We start from the raw sequence: 22,486 nt of genomic DNA on the forward strand, positions 1-22,486 counted from the left end.
CTTCCTTGCCTCAGGCCGTACGAATGCCCGGCGGGTTGCCCTTGATCGCCGTGGCGCGGTAATCGTGGGGGTCGAGTCGGCGGATAAGCGCCAACTGCTCCGGCGTCGGGTGGGCGGTTTCATACAACTGCGCCGACTTGAGCAGCGGGAAGCCGGTGTTGTCCTGGACCTGTTCGAAACTCACGCCGGGGTGCAACGAGCGCACCTGCACGGCCCGCTCCGGGCCATCAAAATCAAGCACGCAAAGGTCGCTGACCACACAACGGATATCCATCAGGTCGCGACGCGCGCCTTGCGGCCAGCGATCTGCCTTGAAACCGACACCGGACACCATGTCCACTTCGCCGCTGACAAACACCCGCGTGTTGTGGCTGGCGACAAAAAACGAATTGAGGTGGTTGATGCTGTTGCCGGGCAAGCCGCGCACCCCGAGGATCGCGGTCTTGGGCTTCTGATAGTCGCCAATGCAAGACAGGTTGGTCTGCCCCCAACGGTCGATCTGGGTCGGCCCGATCATTGCGTGGCGACGCCCGCCCCAGACACATTCAAAGACCCGTTCAAATGACAGGTAGCCGGAGTAACGGGGCACGTAGTCACCACGCGGCCCCAGAGGGATGGGTTCCTCTACCAGGAACGCTTCACTGTCGGTCATCAACAGTTCGGGGCTGTGAGTGAGTTTGGCCAGGCTTGCGCCCAGGCGCGGAATTACGCCCAGGCCGGAGGCAATCACTTCGCCATTGCCGCGCCAGGCCTCAGAGGCGGCCACAATCATCAGCTCGGCCAGGGTGAAATCGCAGGTTGCAGTCATAGTGGCTACTCCTCAGAACACGGGAAGGGGCAAAGCGCCCATGGAATCAGCACCGCCGTTCTGTGCCTGATAGGCCAACTCACCTGCAGCGACGTAAGTCTTGACGTAGTCTTGCCAGCCGTTTTCCGCCTGGCTGCTAGCGACATAAGCCTTAAGGTGCTTGATGTCCCAGCCATAATCGGGGCCGCAACTGGTGGGATGAGCACCCAGCGGAGCATGCACCACACCGGTCACCAGATAACGCTCGAACGTGTTGAAGCGCGCCAGATCGGCGCTCAGCTCCAGACGTTCTTCCAGATGCTCACATGAGATAAAACACTGGTTTGCGGCGCGGGCGAACAGATGGTCAAAGTACGGATCCGGACCGATCACCAAGCTATTGCCAAGCCGGTCGGCAACGTTGACATGCAAGAACGCCACGTCGAGGTTGAGCGCGGGCATCGCCAGCAGCACCTCGCCATCCTCATAGGGGGACTGAACCGTCTTGATGTCCGGGTTCAGACGCGCCACATCCGTGGCCAAACCACAGCGGGTCGGCAGAAACGGCAGGCGCATACCCGCGGCACGCAGGCCCCACTGGAACATGCCTTCGTCGAGTTCCATCAACTCCAGCTCACCCGCTTCACGGGCCTTTCGGTAGTAGGGTTCGAGCGGAATGGCATCCAGGGTGACAAAACCGAACACCAGCTTCTTGACCTTGCCCGCCGCGCAGAGCATGCCGACTTCCGGCCCGCCGTAAGCGACCACGGTCAGGTCCTTGACCGGCGAACGAAGAATTTCACGGACAATCACCATGGGCTTGCGGCGCGGGCCCCAGCCACCGAAACCGATGGTCATGCCATCGCGTAATTGAGCGACCGCATCGGCCGCTGTCAGTTGCTTATTGATCATGACAACTCCTTACTGTTGGCCGACCGAAAAGTCGTGCCCCCAAATGCTTACGCGGGTGAATTCGAAGGCCGAGTGCTCGGCCCAATCGACTTGCAGCCCGCCAAAACCGTATTCCAGGTCAAAACCGGACGGTGTCTTCATGTAAAAACTGGTCATGCGGTCGTTGAGGTGCTGGCCAAGGGTCGCCGACAGATTCACCGCATGGGCTTGCAGCCGGTCATGGGCGCGCCCGACTTCGGTCATCGAATCGACCTCGACCATGACGTGCACGCAGCCTGACGGCACCGGGTACTCGGCCAGTGCCAAGCTGTGATGGCGGGCATTCTGGCAATGCAAAAAGTGAATACGGATTGCCGGGGCCGCCGGGTCGGGACGGAAGTTGAAAATGTCCGACAGTTCAAACCCCAGCACATCCTTGGCGAAAGCCAGCGTTGCGTCGAAATTCGGAGCGGGCAGCACGGTGTGGCCCAGGCCCATGTCGCCGGTGATAAAGCGCGGCACACCTTGGGGCGACACAAACGGCAGACAGTCAGAGCGGTGCCCCCAACTCAGTTCATGGCAATTGCCCGACGGGTCGTTGACCTTGATCAGCGCTTGCACCCCGCGCTGATTGATCTCGTCAGCGTTGCCCGCCTGCCACTCAATGCCCGCCGCATTCAGATGCTCGATCGCGGCGAGAAAGGCCGGTTCGCTGGCCAGTTCCCAGCCGGACGCCAGGTAACGCGGCTCGCTGCCTTCGACAATCAGCATGCGAAAGGGCCGCTCATCCATCTTCACGTACAAACCACCGCCCGGCGCCGGCAGCACTTGCATGCCCAGCACGTCCTCGGCGTAACGCTGCCAATGGCTGAGATTTTCGATCTGCGAGACGAAATAGCTCAAACCGCGAATGTCGATCATGCCTGGGTCCTCGTTGACTGAAGGGCTTGCGTGACGAGCATTGTGCTAAGCCCCTCCCGCCCCTTCATCGTCCGTTGAGACTAAGCCCCCCTGCCGCGCCAAGAGCGTTGTCCCCGTCCCCAACACCTGCCGGCCTCTAGTCCGTTTTAGTGATTCGTTGCTATCGGGGGGCGCGGCAGACTTCGTGCACCCCTCCGCTATTTACCGAGACTTGTGCCCATGGAGTTTGCTTTTACCGAAGAGCACCTGATGATTCGTGACAGCGCCGGGCGATTTCTCGCCCAGGCCAGCGATTCCCATGCCGTGCGTGCCGCGATGATGCGCCCGGATGGCCACGACCCAGACGTCTGGCAGCGCATCGGCCAAGAGTTGTTCTGGCCTGCGCTGATGGTCCCTGAGCGCTTTGGTGGCATGGGCCTGGGGTTTGTCGAGCTGGCCATCCTGATGGAACAAAGCGGCCGTTTCCTGCTTGGCTCACCATTGTTTGCCACGGCCTGCCTGGCCACCCCCGCTTTATTGCTGGGGCACAACGAGGCGCTGCAGGCGCAATGGCTGGAGGCGATTGCCAGCGGCAACACCCGCGCCACCCTGGCTTTTGCCAGTGTGGCCGGGCTGGAAGCTGACAGCGTGCAGGCTGTGGCCGAGCCCCAGGGAGACGGCTGGACGGTTAGCGGCCACTACGTTCAAGTGATCGATGGCGCTTGCGCCGATGTATTGATCATCGCTGCCCGCGCGCCCGGTTCTCACGGGGCACAGGGCATCCGCCTGTTTGCCTTGCCGGGAACTGCACCGGGAGTCATCGCCACCCCTCTGCCGACAATGGACCAAACCCGCCGTCTGGCCCGTATCGACTTGCATCAGGTGCAGGTCAACACAGCACAGCAGCTGTGTGGCCCCGACCAGGGGTGGACGGTGCTGCGCGACACCCTGCTGATTGCTGCCATCGGGCTGGCCGCCGAGCAAACCGGGGGCGCGCAACAGGCGCTTGACCTGACCCTTGCCTACATTGCCGAGCGCCGTCAGTTCAAGCGCACCATTGCCAGTTTTCAGGCGATCAAACACCGCTGCGCCGACATGATGCTGCACGTTGAATGCGCACGCTCGGCGGCCTACTACGCCGCGTGCGTGGCTCAGGAACGGCTGGCCCCGGACGGGGATGCAAACGTCGCCAAGGAGCTCGAACTGGCCGCAGCGACAGCAAAAATCCATGCCAGCGAAGTGTTCTTTCTCTGCGCCGCCGAGTCCATCCAATTGCATGGCGGCGTCGGCTTTACCTGGGAATACGACCCTCACTTGTACTTCAAACGTGCCCGTGCCAGCGAACAACTGCTCGGCAACCCGGCGCTGCATCGCGAGCGTATCGCCGGGCATATATTAGGAGATTCAGCATGAAAATCGGTTTCAGCCGCGCCGATGAGGCATTCCGGGAAACAGTCGCGCAGTGGATGGCCGAGCACCTGAGCGGTGAGTTCTCACCCCTGCGGTTCAGGGGCGGACCCGGTGACGAGCACAGCTTTCCCGATGAGCGCAAAGCCTGGGAGCGTGAACTGGCCAGCGGTGGCTGGATCGGTGTGGGCTGGTCCACCGACCACGGCGGGCGCGGGCTGTCCATCAGCCAGCAAGTGATCTTTCACGAAGAATATGCCCGCGCCGGTGGCCCCGGTCGAATGGGTCATATCGGCGAAGGCTTGGTGGGCCCGACACTCGCCGCGTTTGGTACACCGGCCCAGCAGCAACGTTTATTGCCCGGCATCCTCGATGGCAGCCAGTTCTGGTGCCAGGGCTACTCGGAACCGGGAGCCGGTTCGGACCTGGCCAACGTGCAAACCCGGGCAAAGCTGGATGCCAGCGGCGAGCATTGGCTTATCAGCGGGCAGAAGGTCTGGACGTCGTTGGCCCATGAAGCCGACTGGTGTTTTGTCCTTGCCCGCACCGAGCTCGGCAGCGAGGGGCATCACGGTTTGTCATTTCTGCTGGTACCGATGGCCCAGGCTGGCATTCGCGTGCAACCGATCCAGCAACTGACCGGCACCAGCGAGTTCAACGAAGTCTTTTTCGATCAGGCCGTTACCCAGGCTGATAATTTGATTGGCCGACCAGGTGACGGCTGGAAAATCGCCATGGCGTTACTGGGGTTTGAACGCGGCGTGTCGACGCTGGGCCAGCAAATGCAGTTCCACAACGAACTCGACGAGATCATCCGGATCGCCCGGAACAACGGCGCTGCGCGCGACCCGATGCTGCGCCAGCGCATCGCTCAAGCCTGGGCCGGGCTCAAGGTATTGCGCTACAACTCGTTGCGCATGCTTTCAGGCCCACAAGATGGCAGCCTGGGGCGTGAAGCAATGATTTACAAACTGGCCTGGTCAACCTGGCACAGCGATCTGGGCAAGCTGGCCATGGACGTACTGGGTGAGGACGCTGAAATCCTCGACGGTGCGCCTTACCAGCTCAGCCGTCAGCAATCGTTGTTCTTGTTCACCCGGGCCGACACCCTGTACGGCGGCAGCAACGAAATCCAGCGCAACGTCATTGCCGAGCGAGCCCTGTGCATGCCCCGCGAACCCCGGCACGGCTGATCAAGATGACTCACCCGGCATCCAGCCGGGTGAGTCATGCTTGTTCAGGACGAGTTGTCTAACGCACGCGAATTTTAGGGGCGTCGGCGCCACGACGCAGGGTCTTGAGAAAGCCTTCCAGCGGCGCGGGTTCAGCGATCTGCGGCAACGCGTCTTTATCCGGTCGCTGTGCCCAGAACGCATCCCAGGACGGGAACAGGTCATGGAACGTACCCGCGTAAGGCTCGCGCCCCGGCCAGCGCATTTTCAGGCCGCCAATCGGTGGCTTGTTAAGGTCGCTCGCGTACCAGTAGCACGGCAAGCGTCGACGAAAGCACCAACGGCCGTCAATCCGCTCGTAGTCGTCCCAGTACAGCATTTGCATGATCACCCACTCAGGGCCGGTCTCATGCTCGTTCTTGGAATAGACCACACCGGTGGCGTGGTCGGCATCGCTGAACTCGATGATGTGCTGTCCCAAGTGATGAGACGTGCCGTGAAACTGATTGCGCATAGTCTCGTCCAGCCACGCCTTGAGGTGCGCGCGCCCGCTTTTATCGCGGCCCACGCGCACGTCCGGGGCAAAGCAGTTGGCCATGGCATCCATGTCGCGCATGTCCAGGGCCAGGGCATACTTGCCGGCCAGTTGGCGGATCGCGTCCAGCGACTCCAGGCGGTCGATGCGCGCCAGTAATGTGTCTGTGGCCTGGTTCATCAGTCGAGCACCGTGTACAGGTCAGAACCGCGCCCGCCGTCTACCGCCAGGCTCGCGCCCGTCACATACGAGGCTTCGTCGCTGGCCAGAAACAGAATCGCGTTGGCCAGCTCCAGCGGCAAGCCGACCCGTTTCATCGGGATGACTTTCTCGGTGTTGCTGCGTGTCTTGGCGTCCCCGAGCATACCGGCGGTGGCCGGGGTATCGACCACGCCGGGAATAATCACGTTGCAACGGATATTGTGCGGGGCGCCCTCGCTGGCTGCCGCGCGGCTAAAGTTGATCACCGCCGCCTTGGCCGCCGAATAGCCGGCCATCCACGCCGTGCCAAACAGGCCGCAAATAGAAGCGATATTGACGATGGAACCGCCACCCTGAGCTTTCATCAGTTGCATGGCTGTACGGGTGCCCCAAAAGGTACCATCTACGGTGGTCGTGAAGTTGGCGTGCCAGTCGGCAGTGGTCATCGCCTCAATCCCGCCCCAGGTGTATGCCATGGCGTTGTTGACCAGGATATCCAGACGTCCATAACGTTGCGCGGTGGCTTGCAGCGCCTCGACATAGGCCTGTTCGTTACTGACATCGGCCACAGCGATATCGGCTTTCCCGCCCAGGGCGTGGATTTTTTCCTGCACGCCTTGCAGCGGCTCGATGCGGCGCCCGCACAGCACCACCGTGGCGCCCTCTTCGGCAAAGCGCAGCGCGGTGGCTTCGCCGATGCCGGAACCGGCGCCAGTGACGAAGGCGATTTTTCCTTGTAAACGAGTGTTCATGCACGCTCCTGGATCAGATAAAGGCCATACCGCCGTTCACCGCAATGTTTTGCCCGGTCATGAAGCTGGCGTCTTCGCTGGCGAGGAACACCGCAACTTTAGCGATTTCGCTGGTTTCGCACATTCTTCCCAGCGGCACGTTTTTAAGCAGCGCCTGCATGTACTCATCAGGGATCCCGACCATCATCGGCGTGTTGGTCGGCCCCGGCACCAGGGTGTTGACGCGGATGCCGCTGGGCGCCAGTTCGCGGGTAATCGAACGGGTCAGGCCCATTACTGCGGCTTTTGAGGCGCAGTAATGGCTTGGGCCGTCGCCGGTCAGCGCGGCTGTACTGGAAAGGTTGATGATCGAGCCCTTGCGGCCGCCCTTGAGCATCAGCCTGGCGCCTTCGCGGCAACAGATGAAGGTGCCGCCCAGGTTCACGCCTATTACCCGCGCCCAGCTCTCGTCAGAGGTATCGAGAAAGCTGTCCAGCCCCCCTACTCCGGCGTTGTTGACCAAAATATCGAGGCCGCCGAAGTGCTGTTCTACCTGGCCCATTGCATCGGCCACGCTGGCACTGTCAGCCACGTTGCACGCCAGGGCCAGCACCTTGTCGCCCAGGTCTGCGAGGCTTTCGGCCAGCGCTGCCTGGTTCAAGTCGACAGCCACGACGCGGGCGCCTTCGTCGACAAACCCGCGCACGATGGCCTGGCCCATGCCCTGCCCGGCGCCGGTCACAAAGGCCACTTTGTTGAGTAACTTCATTCGCAATCTCCGAGTCTGCGAGCTGCTGCCCGTGCAGTAGCGCCGCGCCTTGAATGATTAGCGCCAAGGGCCCGGGTATACATCGTCCGATGGGACTAGCGCAGCGTGGTCTGAACGGACGATGCCGCCGAGGTCGGGGAGTCCCAGCATGGGCACGTGCGACTCGCGCGCGGTGCGCGACTGCGCTGTCCAATCCGCAGACAATGGAGATCCCCATGAACCAACCCGTAGACCTGCCCTTGCCCGTCGGCCATTACGCAACGCTGCCCAACGGCTTGCGCCTGCACTATCTGGATGAAGGCGCAGGCCCCGTGGTGCTTTGGCTGCACGGCAGCGGACCGGGCGCCAGCGGTTTCAGTAACTTCAAGGGCAACTATCCGCAACTGGTCGCCGCCGGATATCGCAATATCGTCCTCGACCTGCCGGGCTTTGGTCGCTCAGACAAGCCCGAAGACGTTCAGTACAACCTGGAGTTTTTTGTTGAGTGCGTGGCCACCTTCCTGGAGTCCATCGGTGTGCGGCGTTGCACCTTGCTGGGCAACTCGCTGGGCGGGGCGATCGCCCTGGGCCTGGCCCTGCGCCTGCCACAACTGCCGCAAAGCCTGATCCTGCTGGCACCGGGCGGTGTTGAAGAGCGCGAAACCTACTTCAAAATGGAAGGCATTGTGCGCATGGTCTCGCTTTACAATGCCGGGCCCATCGGCATGGACGAAATGCGCAGCATGATGAGCCTGCAACTGTTCGATGCGTCGATACTGCCGCAAAGCCTGCTGCAGGAACGGGTGGCAGTGGCGATCACCCAGCCGAAAAACCTCTTCAGTACGATGATGGTGCCCAACATGGAGGCACGCCTGGCTGAGATCCAATGCCCGATCTTGGGGTTCTGGGGCAGTAACGACCACTTCAACCCCGTCAGCGGCGCCCAGCGCATCATCGACGGCGCGCAGAATGCCCGCTTCATCGTTTTGAACCGGTGTGGGCATTGGGTGCAGGTAGAACACCGCGAACTGTTCAACCGTAGTTGCATCGACTTCCTGCAAAACGGCTAACCCGTTCAGACCAACCCGGCGTCCTGCCGGGTTAGTCCTTGTAGGAGCGAGCTTGCCTCGCGATCTTTTGCGCCTTAAACGCCAAAGAACGCTCAGACCGAAGCAGCAGGTTGGCGGTTGAGCTGCGCATCGCCGGGTTGGCCTAATACGCAGGAGGTTCCGCCCGGGGTGTACATCATGGCCACACAGCGATTGCAGGCGGTGCAGATCGAATCACGGCTGGCACCACTGGCCAGCTTGTTCACGTAGTCATTTTCCGCCAGCAGTACCCGGCCCATGGCAACCAGGTCAAAGCCTTCGGCCATGATCTGTTCGATGCTGGCCAGGCTCCTGGCGCCTCCCAAGTAGGCCAGAGGCATGTTCACTGCCGCACGGACTTTACGTGCATGCTCCAGCAGATACAGCTCGCGAAATTCCACGGTAGGCTCTTTACGGCGCTGGATGGCCATGGCCAGGGCAATGATTTTGTTTTTCTGCTGCACGCGGTTTTCCTTGGGGAAGGAAGAACCAAACATCGTAGTGATCGACTCGGCGTTCATCCCGGCACTGAGTACCAGCAGGTGCGCACCTTCGGCTTCCAGCATGCGTGCGATCTGCGCGCCATCCTCGGCGCTGTTACCGGCGCGTACGCCTTCGGTAATGCTGTATTTACAGATAACGGCCATGTCCTGACCCACCGCATCGAGCACCGCGCGCAGTACCCGGCGCGGAAAACGCAGGCGGTTTTCCAGGCTGCCGCCGTATTGGTCGCGGCGTTTGTTGTACAACGGCGAAATGAACTGGCTAAGCAGATAACCGTGGCCCATGTGAATTTCCACGGCATCAAAACCGGCTTGGCGCGCCAGACGTGCCGCGTGGGCAAAGTCACGCACCACGTGCTGCATGTCGCTTTCATTCATGGCCTGTTTAAGGAACATACCGCTCATCAAGCCAATTTTGTTAAACCCGCCACTGGCAGACAGCGGGCGTTTGGTCGAGCGTTCACGAATAAAGGTAAAACAGCCCCCGTGGGTGATCTGCGCACTGGCCAGCCCACCGGCAAGATGCACACCATCGGTCAATACCTTGAAGTGCGGCAGGCTGGACTCGATGAGGATCAACTGGTTAGGCAAAGTACGGCCATCGCTGCTCACCGCGCAGTAAGCCACGGTGGTCAGTGCCGTGCCGCCTTCGGCCAGGGCCGAATGCAGCCTCACCAACTGTTTGGACGGTACACCCTGGGTACTCATGCCTTCGTTGGTGGCCGCCTTGATAAAGCGGTTTTTCAAGGTCAACGGGCCAATCCTGACAGGGCTGAATGGCGATGGGATTGAACGAGGGTTCATGACGGGCCTCTCTTTATTGTTATCAGGCTACAAAAGATGGCTGCCTCGCCGTGTCGCGACGCAGCCCTGCGGGTCAGAAGGCGTATTTGGCATTCAGCGACAGGTAATCGCGGTCGGCCATCAAACGACCTTGGGCAATATCTGGCGAGCTCAGGTAGGCCACATAAGTAATGCCGACCTGGAAGTTGCTCAGGTATTTGAAGTCGCCACCCACGGTCAGGCGCTTTTCATCGCGGCCCAAGCCCTGATAAGCGCTGCCGTCGACGTTCTGTGTCCACACGACTTTGGTGTTCAGGTCCACGCCGTTGAAAATTGACGGATAGTCCATGTACGCGCCAATGCCCAACAGGGTTGAACCCCGGGTCTGGGTCGCCGAGAGGAACTTGTCGAAGGTGCCGTCTACCCCCTCCCCGCCGCCGGTGATCGTCAGGCTATCGACGCCGGCGATATGCTGATGCACCACTTCGGCCATGAACGTGGACTGTTGCGCGAGGAAGCTCGGGCCAAGGATGTACGAGGCGTTGAGGTTGCCTTGCCAGATCTGCCCGGTCGTCGGAGCGCCGTTGTTCAGGTACACCGATGCGCCGTCGCGGTAACTCAAGTCACCCGCGTACTGCACCGAGTCGCCCACCTTGGAACTGAAGCTGATACCGGTCAGTTTGACGTCTTCGAAGTAACCCAGGCGATAGGTCATCGGGTCGCCGCTATGGCCAATACCCTTGTTCGACGAGTAGTGGGTAGTGCCGCTAAAGTCGAAAAACAACGACGCGATGCGCTCGTTGTAGCGGTAGTGGAACAAGCCGATTTCAGTGTTTTCGGTAATCCGGTAACGCACCCCCAGGCCCCACTGGCCGCTGTTGCTGGGGTCTTTCTCGCCGGCATAGGCCACTGCCGCGCCATTGGGCAAGCTGCTGATCAGGCCGCTGGCCAGTCGATAGAACTCGGCGCCGGGGCCAAAAGTGTCGCTGCCGAAGTAATCCCCGACCGGGTTGAGTTGGGTTTTATCCCATTCGTACTGGTAGTAACCGACCAGGGCCAGGTTTTCATTCAGCGACCACGACGCCGACACCTGGCCTACCGGCAGGTACGAGTCCTTGGCCTCGGTGCCCGGCACGTTGAACTTGGTGGCATCCACCGGGGCCTGGCCCTGGCTGATGTTGGACCAGAACAGGCTTTCGCCCCATGCCACCAAATGCCGGCCAGCCTTGACCGACAAGTACTGGGTTTCACCGACATCGAAGTTGCCATACACATAAGCATCCAGCAGGCGCGCATTGTTGCCACTGAGTTTACGGGTGCGGTCAGTGAACTCATCGTTGTGCCCGAGCTTGTTCACGGTGTCTGGCGAGTCGTTGGCGTTGCGCTGGTTGTAGACGTCGTCATAAAAGTAACTGCCACGCAACACGGCACCGAGGTTGTCGTGCTTGAGTTGCAGCTCGCCAAACAGGCTCATACGGTTGTTGATCAATGAACCGCGCTTGAAGTTGCGGGTGCCGTCATCGTTGTTGGGGTCATTGAGGTATTCGTTTGCCTGTTTGGCCGTGCGCATGGAGGCCGTGTAGTTAACCGTCAACGACGAATCCAGTGTGGTGTCCTCGCCCAACTGGAGGGTAGGCGCGGCGTAAGCTGCGGGGCTGCCTAAAGTAATGGCGGTCACCAGCAGGTTGCCACCGATAACCCGGTGCCCCCAATGACGTGCAACCGTATTGTGCATGGCCATGCTCTTCTCCTGTTTTTGTTGTTGTTTACGGGTAAGGCGTGCTTTAAGGGCTGACAGGGTCACTGAGCATCGCCCGCAGCTCGTTTTTGGCGACCTTGCTCGACGGGTTAAGCGGCAACGCGCTGAAAAAACACACCCGGCGCGGGACCTTGTAATTGGCCATGTGCTCGCGGCTCCAGGCGATCAGTTGCCCTTCGTCGAGTGCTGCGCCTTCACGCAGCACGACGCAGGCACAGCCGACTTCGCCCATGCGCGCATCGGCCAGGCCGATCACCGCCACTTGGGCAATTGCCGGGTGGCGGATCAATGCAGCTTCGATTTCTGCCGGATAGCAGTTAAAGCCGCCCACGATAAACATGTCTTTCAGGCGGTCAGTGATGATCAGGTTGCCTGCCTCATCCAGACGACCGACATCGCCGGTGTGCAGCCAGCCTTCCCTGTCGATGGCTTCGCGGGTGGCTTCAGGGTTCTGGAAATAGCCCTGCATGACGTGAAAACCCCGCAGGCAGATTTCCCCCGTCTGCCCTGCGTCCAGTGCCTGGTTGTGCGGGTCGCGGATGCTCACTTCAGTCCCGGCGATGGGCCGCCCGCTCGTCCCGGCAATGACCTGCGCCGAGTCTTGCGGGTCGCAGATTGTCGCCAGGCCGCCACACTCGGTCAGGCCGTAGGCGGTCGTGACCACGGCAAAACCCAGCTCATTACGCATGCGTTCGATCAGGCTTGGGGGAATGCTGGCCGAGCCGGTCACTGCGATGCGCAGGCTCGACAGGTCGGTCTGCTTGAGTTGCGGATGGGCCAGCAACGACAGGTAAAGCGTCGGTGCACCCGGCAAAACGCTGATGCGCTCGCGGGCAATGCGCTGGAACACCTGCTCGGGGTCGAACACCGCATGCGGCAGGATGGTTGCCCCGGCAATCAGGCACGTAAGCCACCCGGCCTTGTAGCCAAATGCATGGAAAAACGGATTGACGATCAGGTAACGGTCGCCCGGCACCAGGCCAATAATTTTCGCGTACTCCCGGAAGGCCCGCAGGTTTTGCCCATGAGCGCTCATCACCCCTTTCGGTTTGCCGGTGGTGCCGGAGGTAAACAGCAGGTCGCATATGGCATCCGGACCAATTGCCAATGCCCGGCGTCGAGCACTTTGCGCATCAATGATCGCGGCACTGCGCAGAAACTGCGTCACTGTCAGGTCCGCTGGCGACTGAGGTCGGTCGCCCTCCAGCACCACCAGGTGTTCGAGGCTGGCTGGCCGATGGGGCGCGAGCATGTCCGGGTAATCAACCTCGAGAAAACGCTGTTGGATAAACAACAGGCGGCAGCCGCTGCGCTCCAGCACATCGGCCGCTTCAAGACCTTTCATGCGGGTATTGATGGGTACCAGGACTGCGCCTGCGCAATGAATACCCAGCGCCGCGAGAATCCAGCCGGTGCTGTTGGGCGCCCAGATGCCAACCCTGTCGCCGGTCTGGATGCCCATCGCCATCAAGCCTCGGGTAAAGGCCATGACCCGTTCAGGCAATTGCGCAAAGTCGATGCTTTCGCCGTTTTCCTCGATGGCCGTGCGCCCGGCAAACTGTTCAGCGCTGCTAAACACCAATTGGGCCAGGGTGACGGGCGCGGTATTGCAGGGCGCGGCAAGGTTCAGACTCTGATTCATCGTGGGCTCGCGTTGATTATTCAGGAAAGCGGATGCGCAATTGCGCGCTGGTGGGTACCGCCTGACAGGCCAGAATCCAGCCTTCGGCCAGCTCGCCGGCATCCAGCGCGTCGTTGTACAGCAGTTCGATATCGCCGCTTTCCAGGGTGCACATGCACGACGCGCAGCCCCCGACACGGCAGGCACTGGGTGGTTTGAGACCGGCGCGTTCCATGGCATTGAGCACGGTTTCGCCGCTGTCACAAGGCAACTGGTAGTCCTCGCCGTCCAGACGCACGAGCAACTGCGCGGCCATCGCCGCTTCGCTGCTGCTGGCCGGTAACAGCTCACCTTCACCGGGCAATGAGACAAACCGCTCAACATGCACATTGCGATCCGGCATGCGCAGGCGCTTGAGCGCGTTGACGCTCGCGTCCATAAACGGCCCCGGACCACATATAAACGCTTGGGCATGCAGAAACGGCCGCGCCAGTTCGGCCAGTTGCTCAACGCTGGGGATGCCTTGTACCGAGTCCAGCCAGTGAACGATTTGCAGACGTTGCGCATAAGCGCTGGCCAAGGCCTTGAGCTCATCCTTGAAAATCACTGAGGCTTCGTCACGGTTGGCATAAAACAGGAGAATGCGGCCCGTACCGGCAAGCAAGGCCGAACGCAGGATCGACAACACCGGCGTTACCCCGCTGCCGCCGCCGAACAGCAGCAAGTCGCCGTCGAGGTTGCGAGGCACAAAAACCCCCGCCGGTGGCAGCACGTCAATCGTCTGACCGACCTGTAACTCACTGCACAACCAGTTCGAGGCGCGACCCTGGTGTACGCGCTTGATCGTCACCCGCAACGGCTCATCCAGCAGCGGCGTACTCGACAATGAATAACAGCGCGGCAGCCAGCCACCCTCAAAGGGTACACGCAAGGTCAGGAACTGGCCGGGTTTATACGAAAAGAGTTCGCCCAGGTGCGCGGGCACGTCGAACACCACGGAAGACGCATCGGCGGTTTCCTCGATCACACGTGCCACACGCAGGGCCAGATAATTGCTCATAGATCATGTACTCATGACCACCCGCCCCAACGACGGGCAGGTGTAAACCCAAGGTTCATTACGGCGCAACGGCTTCAGACGTAAGGGTCCGGGTTGGGCAGGCCGAGCATCACCGCGCCGTAGCTGCGCCCGTATGCCATGTAGTTGTTGGCGATATGGCCACGGGCCTGATGCAGATCGCGAAACAGCCGCGCTACCGGGTTGGTGTTGTACAACCCCGAGGCCGCCATGCTGCGCAGCAGGTCGTTGACCCGTTCGGCACAGATATTGGTGACATACGCCGACTGGTAGCGATAAAGCAGGCGCGTCTCGGTGTCCGGGTATTCACCGGCACGGGCCAGGCTCATCAGGTGTTCATAGTTGCGTTCCAGCACCAGGCGCAGGCTGTCGACCGTGATCATCGCTTCAGCAATGGCGGTTTGTGCCACCGGGTCATCCGCCGTGCGCGCTCCGTGTTTGCCGATGTGGCGGGCGGCGTTGTCGCGAAACTCATTGATGGCGCCTTGCAGCGCGCCAATGGCCGAAGTCGAGACTGCACGGGAGAACACTTGGGCAAACGGAATGGCGTAGATAGGGTTTTTGTTGACCTCACGCCCCGGCGTCGCCTCAAGGGTCCAGTTATTGGTGCGTTGCACGCGATGGGCTGGCACAAAGGCATCTTCGACCACAATGTCGTGGCTGCCGGTGCCCCGCAGGCCCAGCACATCCCAGTTGCGTTCGATCTGATAGTCGCTGCGCGGCAGCAGGAAGGTGCCGTGCTCGGCGGCGTATTCGCCATCGGCTGGCAGAATGCCGCCCAGAAACACCCACTGGCAATGCTCGCTGCCGCTGGAAAACCCCCAGCGACCGCTGATGCGATAACCGCCTTCAACCACCGTGACCTTGGCCGCAGGCATGTATGTCGAGCAGATCAAGGCGTTGTGGTCATCGGCCCAGACTTCGCGCTGTGCCTCAACCGGATAACGCGCCAGTTGCCAGGGGTGAACCCCCATCACGCCGTAAACCCAGGCGGTCGACATGCAGCCTTGGGCAAGGATGGTCTGAATTTCAAAAAACGTCCGCGGGTCTACTTCGTAGCCACCAAATGCCCGTGGCTGCAAAGCCCGCAGCAAACCGGAGTTTTGCAGTTCGACGATGTTTTCCACCGGCACTTTCAAATCCTGGTCGGCCTGCGCCGTACGCGCCTTGAGAGCAGGCACCAGGCGCTGCGCACGTTCAAGCAGATCACACTCGTCCTGGGTCTTTTCACGCATGCTGTGCATCACTCAATTCTCCCGATCTCACTGCGCCACTGCGCGAGGTGTGACGGATCATCGGATTGAGCCGGGCATTGTTCATCGTCAAAGCGGACTAGGGGCCGCAAACCTTCAGCCCGTGCCGACGGGCGCTAGTCCGATAAGACGATGCTGCTCATGGGGGCGACTGCAATAGTGGCGCTATTAACAGTCGACCCCATGGAGCAAGTGGTCATGAGTATTTTGCAGCGTTTCCAGATGCACGGCAGTGTCGCCATCGTCACGGGCAGTGGCCGGGGCATCGGTCGGGCGATTGCCCTGGCGTTTGCCGAGGCCGGCGCCGATGTGGTGTGTACGGCACGTTCGCTGGACGAAGTTGAGACCGTGGCCGACGAAGTCCGTGGCCTCGGTCGGCGCGCCCTGGCGCTGACCTGTGACGTCAATGACAGCGAGCAACGCCAGGCGCTGGTGCGCCACAGCGTCGAACACATGGGCCGTATCACCCACTTGGTGAATAACGTGGGCGGCGGCGGCCCAAACGACCCCTTGGGCATGACGCCTGAAGCGTTTGCCCAGGTGCTGAATTTCAACGTTGCCACCACCTATGCGTTCTGCCAGTTGTGTGTGCCGCTGATGCGCGAAGCCGGTGGCGGCAACATCCTTAATATCAGCTCGGTAGCGGCGCGTTATGCGCAGCGCCATTTCAGTGCCTATGGCACGGCCAAGGCCGCGCTCAGCCACTTGACCCGCCTGCTGGCCCAGGACTTCGCTCCGCACATCCGGGTCAACGCCGTAGCGCCTGGCCCGACCCTGACCGAAGCACTCAGCGGCGTGATGCCCAGCGCCATGCGCGAGGTCATGGAAGCCAACACCCCGCTCAAATGCCTGGGCACCCCTCAGGATATCGCCGCCGCTGCGCTGTACCTGGCCAGCCCTGCCTCGGCCTGGGTGACCGGCAAGATCATCGATGTCGATGGCGGCGCCGACTCCACCGTCTGGCCAGGTTAAACACCCTTCCAGGCCAGCCCTGATGCGCTGGGCCGGCCTTTTCTCTCCCGCTTTGCAATCCATCCGGAGTCCTCACCATGGACACAGACTTGATCAAAGCGCTCGGTGACGAACTGTTCAACGCCTTGCGCAACCGCCAGACACTGGCCCCGCTGACCCGCCGTTATCCGCAGATCACCCTGGAGCAGGCCTACCAGATTTCCCTGCAATTTCTAAAACGCCGTGAAGCCCTGGGAGAAAGGGTCATTGGCAAAAAAATCGGTGTCACCAGCCTCGCTGTGCAGCAAATGCTCGATGTTCACCAACCGGACTTCGGCTTTCTCACAGACGCGATGCAGGTTGCCGATGGCAGCGATGTCAGCCTGGCCCGCTACAACCTGATCCAGCCACGTGCTGAAGGCGAGATTGCCTTTATTCTCGGTGAAGACCTGCACGGGCCGGGCATCAGCCGCGAAGACGTGCTGGCCGCCAGCCAGTGGGTCGTGCCGTGTTTTGAAATAGTCGATTCGCGCATCCACGACTGGCAGATCCGCATCCAGGACACCGTGGCCGACAATGCGTCCTGCGGTGTATTTGCCTTGGGGCCGCAACGCATCGACCCGCGCTCGCTGGACCTGGCCGCCGTGCACATGCAACTGCTGAAAAACCACAACCCGGCAGGCTCAGGCCTGGGCTCGGCAGTACAGGGCCACCCTTGTGCGGCTGTCGCCTGGCTGGCCAACACCCTGGGCGAACTGGGTATCCCGTTCCGCCGGGGCGAAATCATTCTCTCCGGGGCACTGGCACCGCTGGTTCCGGTGGTCGCCGGCGACCATATCAGCCTGTCCATGAGCGGGCTCGGCGACATCAGCCTGCGTTTTGTCCCTTGACGCCCCCTTCCCTCCCCAAGAGCCAAATACCATGAGAAGCAAAATCAAATGTGCGCTGATCGGGCCGGGCAACATCGGCACCGACCTGCTTTATAAACTCATGCGCAGCGATGTGCTGGAACCGGTATGGATGGTCGGTATCGACGCAGCATCCGAAGGTTTACTACGCGCGCGTGAGCTGGGCCTGAAAACCACCGCTGAGGGGGTTGACGGCTTGTTGCCACACGTTCTGGAGGACAACATCCAGATCGCCTTCGACGCCACTTCGGCCTACGTGCACGCGCAGAACTCGCAAAAGCTCAACGCCCTCGGTGTGTTGATGATCGACCTGACTCCGGCGGCAATCGGCCCGTATTGCGTGCCGCCGGTCAACCTCAAGGCTCAATTGGGCCTGGGCATCATGAACGTCAACATGGTCACGTGCGGCGGTCAGGCGACCATTCCGCTGGTTGCGGCGGTGTCCAGCGTGCAGCCAGTGGACTACGCCGAAATCATTGCCACGGCGGCGTCCAAATCAGTCGGCCCCGGCACCCGAAAAAACATCGACGAGTTCACCCGCACTACTTCAAGTGCCGTCGAAAAAGTCGGCGGGGCAAAAAAAGGCAAGGCAATCATCATCATTAACCCGGCCGAACCGCCGCTGATCATGCGTGACACCGTGCATTGCCTGACCGCTACAGAGCCCGATCAGGCAGCCATTACCGCTGCCATCGAGGCCATGATCGAGCAAGTGCAGCGCTACGTGCCCGGCTACAAACTGGTCAACGGCCCGGTATTCGATGGCAATCGGGTGTCGATTTTCATGGAAGTCGAGGGCCTCGGGGACTATCTGCCCAAGTACGCCGGCAACCTCGACATCATGACCGCCGCTGCAGCGCGCACAGCCGAGATGTTCGCCGAAGAAATCCTCAAGGGCGAACTTGTTTTGCACGCCATCGCTCAAACCGCCCACGCATAAGGAGCCGACCATGGATCTTCGCGGCAAAAGCATCACCGTTCATGACATGTGCTTGCGTGACGGCATGCATCCCAAGCGGCACCAGATCAGCCTGCAGCAGATGAAAGACATCGCCTGTGGTCTTGATGCCGCGGGTGTGCCACTGATCGAAGTCACCCACGGCGACGGCCTGGGCGGCAGCTCGGTGAACTACGGCTTCCCGGCCCACACGGACGAGCAATACCTGTCTGCCGTCATCCCGCTGATGAAAAAGGCCAAGGTATCGGCCTTGCTGCTACCGGGCATCGGAACCGTCGACCACCTGAAAATGGCCCACGAGCTGGGGGTCAATACCATTCGGGTTGCCACCCACTGCACAGAGGCTGATGTCAGCGAGCAGCACATTTCCCATGCACGCGGGCTGGGCATGGACACCGTCGGTTTTCTGATGATGGCCCACATGAACAGCCCGGAAGGTTTGGTCAAGCAAGGCCTGCTGATGGAAAGCTACGGCGCCAACTGCATTTACCTGACCGACTCGGCGGGTTACCTGTTGCCCCATGAGGTCAGCGCCCGTGTGGCCGCGATGCGGGCGGCACTGAAACCGGACACCGAGATCGGTTTTCATGGCCATCACAACCTGTCGATGGGCGTGTCCAACTCGATTGCCGCCATTGCCGCTGGCGCCAACCGTATTGACGCCGCTTGCGCGGGCCTGGGTGCCGGTGCGGGCAATACGCCCATGGAAGTGCTGGTTGCGGTGTGCGACCGGATGGGCATCGACACGGGCGTTAGCGTGTTTGGCATCCAGGACGTGGCCGAAGACCTGGTCGTGCCGATCATGGACTTCCCGATCCGCAGCGATCGTGACGCCCTGACCATGGGTTACGCCGGGGTATATGGCTCGTTCCTGCTGTTCGCCAAGCGCGCCGAGAAAAAATACGGCGTATCCGCCCGGGAAATTCTCGTGGAAATGGGCCGCCGAGGCATGGTCGGTGGCCAGGAAGACATGATCGAAGACACCGCCATGACCCTCGCCCGCAATAGATAACCGCGCAGGAACTGCCGCAGGCTGTGATCTTTTGCTTTCAAAGATCAAAAGATCGCAGCCTGCGGCGGCTCCTACGTAAAGAAGGGTGTTTGGTGTTAGCGTTTTATCGCCAGTCAGCGACGATGCTGTGTTCCAGGGCGAAGGGTTGCGCCGCGATGGTTCGGCGCTGGAACGCCGGGGCTTGTTCGGCGGTGGCCAGCCATAACATGACCGCCGCCGGAACCTGCGGCGGTGCGCTGCCGGCGCGCAGGGCTATCAGGCCCTTGTCGCCGATGGTGGCCTTGAGCGCTTCGGTGGTGACAACCCCTGGGTTAAGTGTGTAGGCACACACGCCAGCCGCGCCCAGTTCGGTGCTCAACACCCCGGACAACCGCGACACCGCCGCCTTGCCTGCACCGTAGGCGTACCCCCAGCCACCCTTGGAAGCCGCAACGGGCGGGTCGCTCTCTCCGGCACCGGAGGTGACATTGATCACCACCCCGCCACCACGGGCCACCATGTGTTCGGTCACGGCTCGGGTCAACAGGAACGGCGTCAGAATATAGCCCTGGAACATCCGCTCCAGCGTCTGCGCTTGCAGGTCCATGAAGCCGGCATTGAGGTCGCTGCCCTGGTAGATCGCGTTATTGATCAACACGTCGATACGCCCGTACTCCGCCATCACCGCGTCGCAGGCAGCGAGGGCCGAGTCACTGTCGAGCAGGTCCATCGGCACCACGAGGACCCGGCAGCCCATTTCACGCAGCGTGTGCGCAGTGCCGTTGAGGCTGCCTGTCAGCGGTGCCCCGTCGGCGTCGCGCAACGCGTGTTCATGCCGTTCACCCTCGTTGAGCGTGCGGGCGCTGATTGCCACGTCAAACCCGGCGCGGGCAAATGCCAGCGCCGCCTCGCGGCCAATACCCCGGCTGGCGCCAGTAATGAATGCCACCTTATTCATGCTCAATCCTTTTAGAAGTGCGCGGGGCGAACCATGGCGTCCATGCCGCCATCAACAAACACCACGCTGCCATGAACAAACGACGCCTGGGGCGATTGCAGGAACGCCACCACGGCAGCGATTTCATCCGGGCGACCGGAACGGCCCAGCGGCGCAACAAAGTCGCGGGTTGCCTGACCAAACCGGGCATCGTCCAGGGATGCCTGGTGTAACGGTGTTTCTACCGCGCCCGGTGCAACCACGTTAAGTCGCAACCCCTGCTTGCCCCAGCTCACCGCCAGGCTGCGGGCATGGTGGCTGATGGCGTATTTGGAGGCGGCATAGGCTACGTGAGATTGCCCGCTGTCGTTGGCCAGCGCCAAGGCCCCGGTTTCATCGCCGCCGAGCATGGCATCAATCATCGGTTGGCCTGCCGGGCCTGAGTGAGTCGCCGCCACTGAACCGATCACCAGCGCCGCGCCTTGTTGCCCCCGGCTCAGTGCACCTTGCAGGCCTTCGAGCAACTGGCTGACGCCAAAATAGTTGACCGCCAGGATAAGGCCGCAGGTGGGCGCCGTAACCCCCACCCCGGCACAGCAGATCAGCCCGTCGAGGGTACCACCGCTGAGTTCGAGCACCTGTGTGATGGCGGCGTCACGCCCCTGTGGCGTCGACAGATCGGCGTTCACATCCGCATTACTGCGATCGATACCAATCACCTGGTGCCCTGCAGCACGCATGGCCGCGCTGACAGCGGCACCGATTCCCGAGGCGCTTCCTGTAATAGCAGTTATAGGCATGTGTATTCTCCGTAATGGTCCGGGCAGTATCGGCACGCGAATCCCTCCCCGGCATCGTCTGAGCAGACTAAAAAACTGCGCCTGACTCAGGCGTGGTTATAGAGCGGTGCAGACAGCCGGGGCGGTGGGACTTTGATTTTTTCCGCGACTTTCATGGTCGGCTTGGGTTTACCCAGCGCGACCACGCTGTTGAGCATGATGCGCACCAGTTCGGTCTGACGCCGCACACCGGTCTTGGAGAAGATCGAGCGCAAATGCGCGCGTGCCGTGTTACGGCGAATATTCAAGGCTTCGGCGGCCTCCTCCAGTGACAACCCGTTGGCCAGTTCCATCGCCAGGGCGGTTTCTGCACGGGTGAGGTTGAACAACTGCTTAGTGACCACTTCGCTGGCCAGGGACTTGCTCGACGCATCGCGAATGTACACCAGCGCCGCCGGCTGGCCTTTTTCCTCGGCCCAATCCAGGGATGGAATCGATTCGACCACCACCCCCAGGTTGACCAGACCCGAAGGCCGGGTCACAGACATGGCTTCGGCGCTTTTTGGGGCATCCGGGTCAAACGCACTGCGAATCAGCTGTTGCAGCACCCGGTTGTCGCTTGGGTAAGTGGCTTCGAGGCGGCCGCCCACCAGCTTCAGGCCATCAGAACGGGCGAGGATCTCGTCGGCCACCGGGTTGCTTTGCAACACGCTGCCACTCTCGTCCAGAACCAGCGTCGCGACCGACAAGCGGCTGATGGCCTGGGAGTACAGGTCGCTCAACGATTCGCTGCGATCAATAAGGTTGTGCAACTGCGACGCACGGCGCAGATGCGGCAGAAAACTGGCGCACAACGCCCGTTCATTGGCCGAAAAGTTGGGTTTGTGCTTGGGCCGTGTCACACGAAAACGCAGTTTGCCGCCATCCGGGGTGGAAATGTCGGCGCCCATCAGGTGGTACACGTCATGGGGCCCGCAGAACATCTTGAAGTAGACGTTTTGCTCCCACTCGGTGGACGACATGATGTCGTCCACGGTGAACACATGATCCAACGGCTGGTTGGCGAACGGTGTGCTGGTTTGCGGGTAGGTCATGTAGCAGACATCACCGGCGCCCTCAATGTCGCCCGCGAGAATCATCACCCCGGTATCGGTCTGTTCGGGCACACGCAGGATCAGGGTGGCGAAGTTGGCATCGTAGAGTTTGAGAAAACTTTTAAGGGCGCGGGCCATCAGTTTCGGGTCCAGTGCGCCTTCATAGATTTCGCCCACGAGCTCGTTGTAACGCGCCAGTTCCAGACCAAGACTCACCAGACCTTCATGGGTCAAGACGCTACTTTGCATAGTCTTCTCCTCGCTCGGGTAAGGACACATTCCTTCCCTTATTATTTTTATAATTTCGGCTTGGGAGAGCTCTGGGCTCCCCCTTTGAACGCTGCTTGCAGCGTGGCCTCATGCGGCGCGACCGGGATCAGTGTCACGATCGCTTATTGACTCCACAATAGG

At 61.1% G+C, this 22,486-nt stretch carries 21 protein-coding genes; 7 read left to right on the plus strand and 14 right to left on the minus strand.

The window, feature by feature from the left end; translation table 11 throughout:
• Positions 1-10: 10 nt before the first annotated feature.
• The 3 genes from QMX84_RS00595 to QMX84_RS00605 are packed head-to-tail and all read right to left on the minus strand — an operon-like array spanning position 11 to position 2,599.
• Positions 11-808 (minus strand): ketoacid CoA transferase, encoded by a 798-nt coding sequence (locus QMX84_RS00595; RefSeq protein ID WP_282362830.1) that lies wholly within the window; start codon positions 806-808, stop codon positions 11-13.
• Positions 809-820: 12 nt separating this feature from the next.
• Entirely contained in the window at positions 821-1,696 is an 876-nt protein-coding gene (locus QMX84_RS00600) for a CoA-transferase (protein ID WP_282362878.1), read from the minus strand.
• 12 nt (positions 1,697-1,708) lie between these two features.
• Positions 1,709-2,599: a VOC family protein gene (locus QMX84_RS00605; protein WP_153332441.1), complete on the minus strand. Its 891-nt coding sequence runs from the start codon at positions 2,597-2,599 to the stop codon at positions 1,709-1,711.
• Positions 2,600-2,818: 219 nt separating this feature from the next.
• Here QMX84_RS00605 and QMX84_RS00610 point away from each other — a divergent pair, with 219 nt between their 5' ends.
• Positions 2,819-3,991 (plus strand): acyl-CoA dehydrogenase family protein, encoded by a 1,173-nt coding sequence (locus QMX84_RS00610; RefSeq protein WP_282362831.1) that lies wholly within the window; start codon positions 2,819-2,821, stop codon positions 3,989-3,991.
• Entirely contained in the window at positions 3,988-5,178 is a 1,191-nt protein-coding gene (locus tag QMX84_RS00615; protein WP_282362832.1) for an acyl-CoA dehydrogenase family protein, read from the plus strand. Before QMX84_RS00610 ends, QMX84_RS00615 begins: the two co-directional genes overlap by 4 nt.
• Positions 5,179-5,236: 58 nt before the next feature.
• Here QMX84_RS00615 and QMX84_RS00620 read toward each other — a convergent pair whose 3' ends face one another.
• Genes QMX84_RS00620 through QMX84_RS00630 form a run of 3 tightly spaced genes read right to left on the minus strand, consistent with a single transcriptional unit; the run spans position 5,237 to position 7,393 of the window.
• Positions 5,237-5,872 (minus strand): nuclear transport factor 2 family protein, encoded by a 636-nt coding sequence (locus tag QMX84_RS00620; protein ID WP_153371997.1) that lies wholly within the window; start codon positions 5,870-5,872, stop codon positions 5,237-5,239.
• A complete protein-coding gene (locus QMX84_RS00625) occupies positions 5,872-6,645 on the minus strand; it encodes an SDR family NAD(P)-dependent oxidoreductase (protein ID WP_282362833.1) in 774 nt (257 codons plus the stop codon). Before QMX84_RS00625 ends, QMX84_RS00620 begins: the two co-directional genes overlap by 1 nt.
• A gap of 13 nt (positions 6,646-6,658) precedes the next feature.
• On the minus strand, positions 6,659-7,393 hold the full coding sequence (locus QMX84_RS00630; protein ID WP_282362834.1) for an SDR family NAD(P)-dependent oxidoreductase: 735 nt from the start codon (positions 7,391-7,393) through the stop codon (positions 6,659-6,661).
• 215 nt (positions 7,394-7,608) lie between these two features.
• On the opposite strand from QMX84_RS00630, the gene QMX84_RS00635 reads away from it, so the two are divergent.
• Positions 7,609-8,442 carry an alpha/beta hydrolase gene (locus QMX84_RS00635; RefSeq protein WP_153332453.1) on the plus strand — a complete coding sequence of 278 codons (834 nt, stop codon included), beginning with the start codon at positions 7,609-7,611 and terminating at the stop codon, positions 8,440-8,442.
• 92 nt (positions 8,443-8,534) lie between these two features.
• On the opposite strand, the gene QMX84_RS00640 is transcribed toward QMX84_RS00635, so the two are convergent.
• From QMX84_RS00640 to QMX84_RS00660, 5 genes are all read right to left on the minus strand, one after another.
• Positions 8,535-9,767: an NADH:flavin oxidoreductase gene (locus QMX84_RS00640; protein WP_282362835.1), complete on the minus strand. Its 1,233-nt coding sequence runs from the start codon at positions 9,765-9,767 to the stop codon at positions 8,535-8,537.
• Between the two features lie 73 nt (positions 9,768-9,840).
• Positions 9,841-11,487: a DUF1302 family protein gene (locus tag QMX84_RS00645; RefSeq protein ID WP_282362836.1), complete on the minus strand. Its 1,647-nt coding sequence runs from the start codon at positions 11,485-11,487 to the stop codon at positions 9,841-9,843.
• Positions 11,488-11,530: 43 nt separating this feature from the next.
• Entirely contained in the window at positions 11,531-13,147 is a 1,617-nt protein-coding gene (locus QMX84_RS00650) for a FadD3 family acyl-CoA ligase (RefSeq protein WP_282362837.1), read from the minus strand.
• A gap of 16 nt (positions 13,148-13,163) precedes the next feature.
• Positions 13,164-14,186 (minus strand): ferredoxin--NADP reductase, encoded by a 1,023-nt coding sequence (locus tag QMX84_RS00655; protein WP_282362838.1) that lies wholly within the window; start codon positions 14,184-14,186, stop codon positions 13,164-13,166.
• A 74-nt stretch (positions 14,187-14,260) separates the two neighbouring features.
• The gene (locus QMX84_RS00660; protein ID WP_282362839.1) at positions 14,261-15,448 is read right to left on the minus strand and encodes an acyl-CoA dehydrogenase family protein; all 1,188 of its coding nucleotides are present in this window, start codon (positions 15,446-15,448) and stop codon (positions 14,261-14,263) included.
• A 207-nt stretch (positions 15,449-15,655) separates the two neighbouring features.
• Here QMX84_RS00660 and QMX84_RS00665 point away from each other — a divergent pair, with 207 nt between their 5' ends.
• The 4 genes from QMX84_RS00665 (at position 15,656) to dmpG (ending at position 19,286) form a co-directional block, all read left to right on the plus strand.
• On the plus strand, positions 15,656-16,429 hold the full coding sequence (locus QMX84_RS00665; RefSeq protein ID WP_262125920.1) for a glucose 1-dehydrogenase: 774 nt from the start codon (positions 15,656-15,658) through the stop codon (positions 16,427-16,429).
• A gap of 77 nt (positions 16,430-16,506) precedes the next feature.
• Positions 16,507-17,298: a fumarylacetoacetate hydrolase family protein gene (locus QMX84_RS00670; RefSeq protein WP_282362840.1), complete on the plus strand. Its 792-nt coding sequence runs from the start codon at positions 16,507-16,509 to the stop codon at positions 17,296-17,298.
• Positions 17,299-17,329: 31 nt separating this feature from the next.
• Positions 17,330-18,256 (plus strand): acetaldehyde dehydrogenase (acetylating), encoded by a 927-nt coding sequence (locus QMX84_RS00675; protein ID WP_153332466.1) that lies wholly within the window; start codon positions 17,330-17,332, stop codon positions 18,254-18,256.
• Positions 18,257-18,266: 10 nt separating this feature from the next.
• The gene (gene dmpG, locus QMX84_RS00680; protein WP_262125922.1) at positions 18,267-19,286 is read left to right on the plus strand and encodes a 4-hydroxy-2-oxovalerate aldolase; all 1,020 of its coding nucleotides are present in this window, start codon (positions 18,267-18,269) and stop codon (positions 19,284-19,286) included.
• 103 nt (positions 19,287-19,389) lie between these two features.
• On the opposite strand, the gene QMX84_RS00685 is transcribed toward dmpG, so the two are convergent.
• The 3 genes from QMX84_RS00685 to QMX84_RS00695 all read right to left on the minus strand — a co-directional run bounded on the left by QMX84_RS00685 (position 19,390) and on the right by QMX84_RS00695 (position 22,324).
• The gene (locus tag QMX84_RS00685; RefSeq protein WP_262125923.1) at positions 19,390-20,223 is read right to left on the minus strand and encodes an SDR family oxidoreductase; all 834 of its coding nucleotides are present in this window, start codon (positions 20,221-20,223) and stop codon (positions 19,390-19,392) included.
• A gap of 11 nt (positions 20,224-20,234) precedes the next feature.
• On the minus strand, positions 20,235-21,002 hold the full coding sequence (locus tag QMX84_RS00690) for an SDR family oxidoreductase (protein WP_262125924.1): 768 nt from the start codon (positions 21,000-21,002) through the stop codon (positions 20,235-20,237).
• An 86-nt stretch (positions 21,003-21,088) separates the two neighbouring features.
• Positions 21,089-22,324, minus strand: coding sequence for a helix-turn-helix transcriptional regulator (locus QMX84_RS00695; RefSeq protein ID WP_153332474.1), 1,236 nt, complete (start codon positions 22,322-22,324; stop codon positions 21,089-21,091).
• Positions 22,325-22,486: the final 162 nt, after the last annotated feature.

It is taken from the genome of Pseudomonas sp. PS01297 (assembly GCF_029959305.1).
Classification (GTDB): Bacteria; Pseudomonadota; Gammaproteobacteria; order Pseudomonadales; family Pseudomonadaceae; genus Aquipseudomonas; species Aquipseudomonas helleri.